Here is a 4,356-nt window from a genome sequence, read left to right as displayed (position 1 = left end):
TTTATAATTACTCTCCTTGATAAGCTCTCCGTCAGTCCGGATTTTTTCGTGAAGGATATCTATTTCCTTGCAGAGCTCTTCCCTGTTTTCGGTAAAAGATGCAATCTCTGAATTTAGCTCCTTAATTTTCTTTTCATAGACTTTTTTTACTTCATTCCGGGCAAGTTCCCATAATTCCTGGACAGCCCTTGAAGCCGCCTCGGCCAGTACCGCTGACACTTCCGGCTCCTCAGTATCCGTGGCGGGGGCCGATTCCTTTTGGATTTCACTGAACCATTTGGAAATGGTTGTATAACTTCCCTTGCCTATTGTCTTGCGAATTCTCGCAATAGTCGGTTTCTTGTTCTGCTGCCTGAGAGAATTTACGGCCTCCCTCACCATATCTTTAGAGACGTAATTTGACTTCGTCGTCTGGTTAACCTCTGACGGGGGATTTTCAGTCTGCTGATCCATATCTATACTCCTTTATTGAGAGAGGACGAAGCATACGCCGCATCCTTTCATTTATTACTCAGGCTATAACAAAACGCATTTTGGCAGTTCGTTGTTTATGGCATTTACCACGATTTCTCTGGTAACAAGCTCTTCACCCCGGGAAGCCGCATACAGCAAAGCATGGGTGCAGATCTTGTTGATCAGACGCGGTATGCCCTGGGATCTTTTGCTTATCTCTTCTATTGATTCCGCGGAGAAGATTCGTTCAGTGGCTCCGGAATATTTCAAATGAGAGGCTATATATATGCCGACCTGTTCGTCAGTCAGTGCTGTCATTTTGCATATCATGTCGATACGCTGAGCAATTGCCATATTCTCTTCTCGTTCCAGTACCCGCCAGAGTTCGTTCTGTCCGGCAAGAATGAGGCACAGAGGATTCCCCGCATCAAACTTGCAATTCAGCAGGAATCTGATTTCCTGCAGGGTCTGATGATTTATCAGATGAGCTTCATCAACAATCAGCACAACGTTTTTGTGCTTAATTGCTGTCAGGGAGAACAAGGCCTCATGGAACTGCTTCTTGGCATCGTTCGTGTAAAACCTGGGATCTATTCCCAGCTGATTCAGCGGAATTGAATAAAGCCATCGCGGTGACAGGTTGCTCTGAGATACATAGAGAACTTCAAAGGATTCCGGAGACAGGCTGCTGCTGAAAGCCCTGAGCACAGTGCTTTTACCTACACCAACAATTCCTGTGAGCACCGCAAACATTTGATTCCCGGCAACATAGTTCAGGCGATTCATAACATCAATGAACTGTTCGGGCCTGCTGAGGTATTCCAGTCCTATATTTGAAGTAAAGGGGACTCTGATCATGCCAAATTTCTGTAAAAAACCTATATTGTCCTGCATACAAGCCTCCCTAGCTGTTTTCCAGGTTATTATCCAGATTTAGAAATGGAGACTGGTTATTACCAAGTCCGCGTTCTACTTTCCCGTTTCCGGTCTTAACACCAGTCGCCGGACGTTTTTCTGTTTCTGCAGAATTTTGGGGAACGCTGGTTTTTGCCGACGTTTCCTGCGTAGTATCCTTTGCAGTGATTTCTGCCGGATTTTTGTTTTTGCGGCCAGAAGTGCCAAACAGGAAATCATTCATTTCCTTAATAAAGGAGGCCTCATCCTTAAAACGGTTTTTGGCTCTGGCATTATTTCTCAGCAGTGCATACAAAAAGGAAATATCCTTGTCGGTATTTTGGGTTCCCTGCTTCTTTTCTGCAGAAGCGTGTTCCGGATACTCAAACACCTCAAGCTTTTCAGTTTTGTAATCAGCCAGAACCTGTTCGAAGGTACCATCAGGATTTGCCAGAAGTTCAACAACTGATCCGGCAGGCGCATCGTCTATATTTACTTTGTATTTGGCGGAACCAATGCTGATAAGACCGTCCTTGCCTACTTTTCTGGACATTGACTCCTTAAAAACATATGCTGCGGTCTCATCATCTATGGTTTCATGTTTCGTAAAATGTCTGCTCCAGTACTCCGCCGGAGAAAGATACTTGCCGCCTTCTTTCAAAATGCTGTGTGCCGTCCGGTTATAGTTGTCAACCCAAATATCAACCAGCTTCTTAAATCCCTCATAGTTCATTCCGGGGACTGCCAGCAACTGATTTTCCAGTTCATTAAGCTTGCCGTTAAATCTTTCAATAACTCCTTTTTGGTATCCGGCAAAAGGAGTGCATTTGATTATCCTGATGTTTAATATTTTGCATGCTCTGTTAAAAATCCGCGATCTATAAATTGCACCATTATCAACATGAAGATGTTTGGGTATCCCAATTTCAGAAACAACCTGCTTCAGACAATCGTTTACTATATGCCCCCGCTGATCCGTTCCCACTTTGTAGGAAACGATTTTTCTGGAACAGTTATCTATGCATGCCTGAATATAGCCTGAACATGGAGCACCATACGCATCTATAAGAGTCCCCTTGGGAAATTCCTTCACATCAAGCTGCAGAGTATGAAGAATCTCCTTTCGTCTGTATCTCTGGAAGCATTTTCTGCCATCCATTTTTTCCTGAGTCAGCAATTCGTGCTTGCCATAATGACGTTCCTGCAAATACCTCTGCAGGGTAGACCGCTTGATTATTCCCTTGTAGTCAGGGTTTTCACTCTCGTAAGCGAAGATTATGTTCTTCACAGAAATATGCGGGTCTGTTCTTCGCATTGACATGGCCTTGGTCAGAACGTCATCAAATCTGATGCCGGTCTTCTTGATAGTTGAACTGCCTTTATAGTTCGGAATCAGACCTTTAATCCTTTGCTTCCTGTAAGCGTTAACCCAGCGTCTGATAGTCTTTACGGAAAGATCGGCGTTCTTTGCAATTTGAGCATAGCTCACCTCTCCTTTTCTGGAATTTATCAGCGGTATGATAATTTCCAGTCTTTTCAGAGCTGTTTCCCTGTTTTTGTCACCTTTTGCCACGTGAATCTCCTGTAAATTTTGAGGATTCTGGGTACTCCTGTAAGCCGGTGACTACATCTTACAGAACCCGCGATAGCGGTAACCCAGATAGTATGTTGGGAATCTCGGGACAAACCTGGAGAGCAAAAGACGGTTCATGAAGTGCAGGTGGGTAATTCTGGCTATGAATTCCAGGGTTTTTCGGAATTTGCTCAGATCCTGAAAGCCGTTTACAACAGTGATTTTTTGAATGCGTCTCAGAAAATTACGTAAGAAGCTGTCTTTCTCTGATTGCAGCTTCTTCATGGCATTCTGAACCAGCTTTTCAAATTTTTTCCCGGGAAACTCATTTACAAAGGAATCGTTGGAATCTGTAAAAACAAAGGTATCAATGAGCCATTGCCAGAAAGCACTGCCTTCATTTCTGCCTGGTAACTGGTTACGGACTTTTTTGGCTGATTGGCCCTGAGGATCTTTTTTTCTTTGGTTCGGAGTAACTGGCTTGTATAGTTAATAAAGGAAGAAATACAGAATTCCTTAAGATTTACAACCCTTTCGTCTGTTTCCAGGCTAGCCTGAGAGGCTCCAGGAAGAAAATCCTTTGCTCTGATGATTCTCAGCAGCGCAATAATTTCGATAACGAATGACGGATACCGTTCAAACGGCACTAGGGTATCCGGGAATACAACGTGGGTAACGTTGTTGCCGGTATATTCTTCATAAATTCCAGTTTCTTCGTATCTGGATTTGGTCTTTGCCTCGTCTCTCTTTATGCGGCATACGCAATTGCTATTGGTACACTGGCACCTCGGTAAAAAGAATAGATCCAGCCTGTCATCTTCAGGAGAAACAATGATTTTATAAGCGTAACCGTAATGAGTGCACGGAGCCCCGCAGTATGGGCATTTGAGAGACACAGAATTCTTTAATCTGTAGCGATAAACTGTACCCAGAAGGTTATTTCTCTTCAGGAATGCTATTAACTTTCCAACAGCACTAATGGAATTTATTACACAATTTGCTTCCACCAGGAACCGTTTATTTGATAGAATGATCATGCTTATATGCAGGAGAACCATTCGTTTGTCGCTAAACATTGGGAGTGGTTCTCTTAAGTCCTTATTTCATTTCTTTTACTTCATTGTTCTTCTGTGTTGCCACCATCGTCTAACACTCTGTGTTTCAGAGGCAACTCATTTCTGGCTAATGTAAGAACCGATCGGAATCTAATTGATTGGCCGACTGGTAGCACCACAAACGAGCAGCGCCCCTGACAAAAATTCGGCTACCACAACTTTACATCTTCCAGACTTTAAAAAACAATATTACACCATTGCTGTAAAGTATGTTACAGAAGCTGAGACAAAGCCAGTGAGCAATATTGTATCTCCGAAGTTCAGATATTGGGACAAACCGATTGAGCAAAAGAGGGACATATTATCTGGTCATCGACACAA

The 4,356-nt window shown here is 43.3% G+C and carries 6 protein-coding genes; 1 reads left to right on the top strand and 5 read right to left on the bottom strand.

All coding sequences use genetic code 11. The features are described 5' to 3' along the window. The 5 genes from F557_RS0118090 to F557_RS0118070 all read right to left on the bottom strand — a co-directional run. Positions 1-453 (bottom strand): DNA-binding protein (locus F557_RS0118090; RefSeq protein ID WP_019003613.1); only part of this gene is annotated, 453 nt, incomplete at its 3' end. A gap of 63 nt (positions 454-516) precedes the next feature. Beyond that, positions 517-1,347, bottom strand: a complete 831-nt coding sequence (locus F557_RS0118085; protein WP_044143852.1) for an ExeA family protein — start codon at positions 1,345-1,347, stop codon at positions 517-519. Positions 1,348-1,357: 10 nt separating this feature from the next. Continuing rightward, positions 1,358-2,920 carry a DDE-type integrase/transposase/recombinase gene (locus tag F557_RS0118080; RefSeq protein ID WP_019003611.1) on the bottom strand — a complete coding sequence of 521 codons (1,563 nt, stop codon included), beginning with the start codon at positions 2,918-2,920 and terminating at the stop codon, positions 1,358-1,360. 51 nt (positions 2,921-2,971) lie between these two features. After that, positions 2,972-3,292, bottom strand: a complete 321-nt coding sequence (locus tag F557_RS0118075) for a hypothetical protein (RefSeq protein WP_245539434.1) — start codon at positions 3,290-3,292, stop codon at positions 2,972-2,974. Then, positions 3,250-3,996 carry a hypothetical protein gene (locus tag F557_RS0118070; RefSeq protein WP_157617970.1) on the bottom strand — a complete coding sequence of 249 codons (747 nt, stop codon included), beginning with the start codon at positions 3,994-3,996 and terminating at the stop codon, positions 3,250-3,252. The genes F557_RS0118075 and F557_RS0118070 overlap by 43 nt, the downstream gene beginning before the upstream one ends. 133 nt (positions 3,997-4,129) lie before the next feature. On the opposite strand from F557_RS0118070, the gene F557_RS23180 reads away from it, so the two are divergent. After that, on the top strand, positions 4,130-4,356 hold a 227-nt coding region (locus F557_RS23180; protein ID WP_211209609.1), incomplete at its 3' end, for a hypothetical protein.

The sequence above is a fragment of the Succinimonas amylolytica DSM 2873 genome (assembly GCF_000378405.1).
Lineage (GTDB): Bacteria > Pseudomonadota > Gammaproteobacteria > Enterobacterales > Succinivibrionaceae > Succinimonas > Succinimonas amylolytica.
This window is presented reverse-complemented; position numbering and strand designations above follow the sequence as displayed.

Coding starts and splice junctions, on each gene's coding strand:
- F557_RS0118085 (WP_044143852.1), bottom strand. CDS start 1,347: ATGCAGGACAATATAGGTTTTTTACAGAAATTTGGCATGATCAGAGTC.
- F557_RS0118070 (WP_157617970.1), bottom strand. CDS start 3,996: ATGTTTAGCGACAAACGAATGGTTCTCCTGCATATAAGCATGATCATT.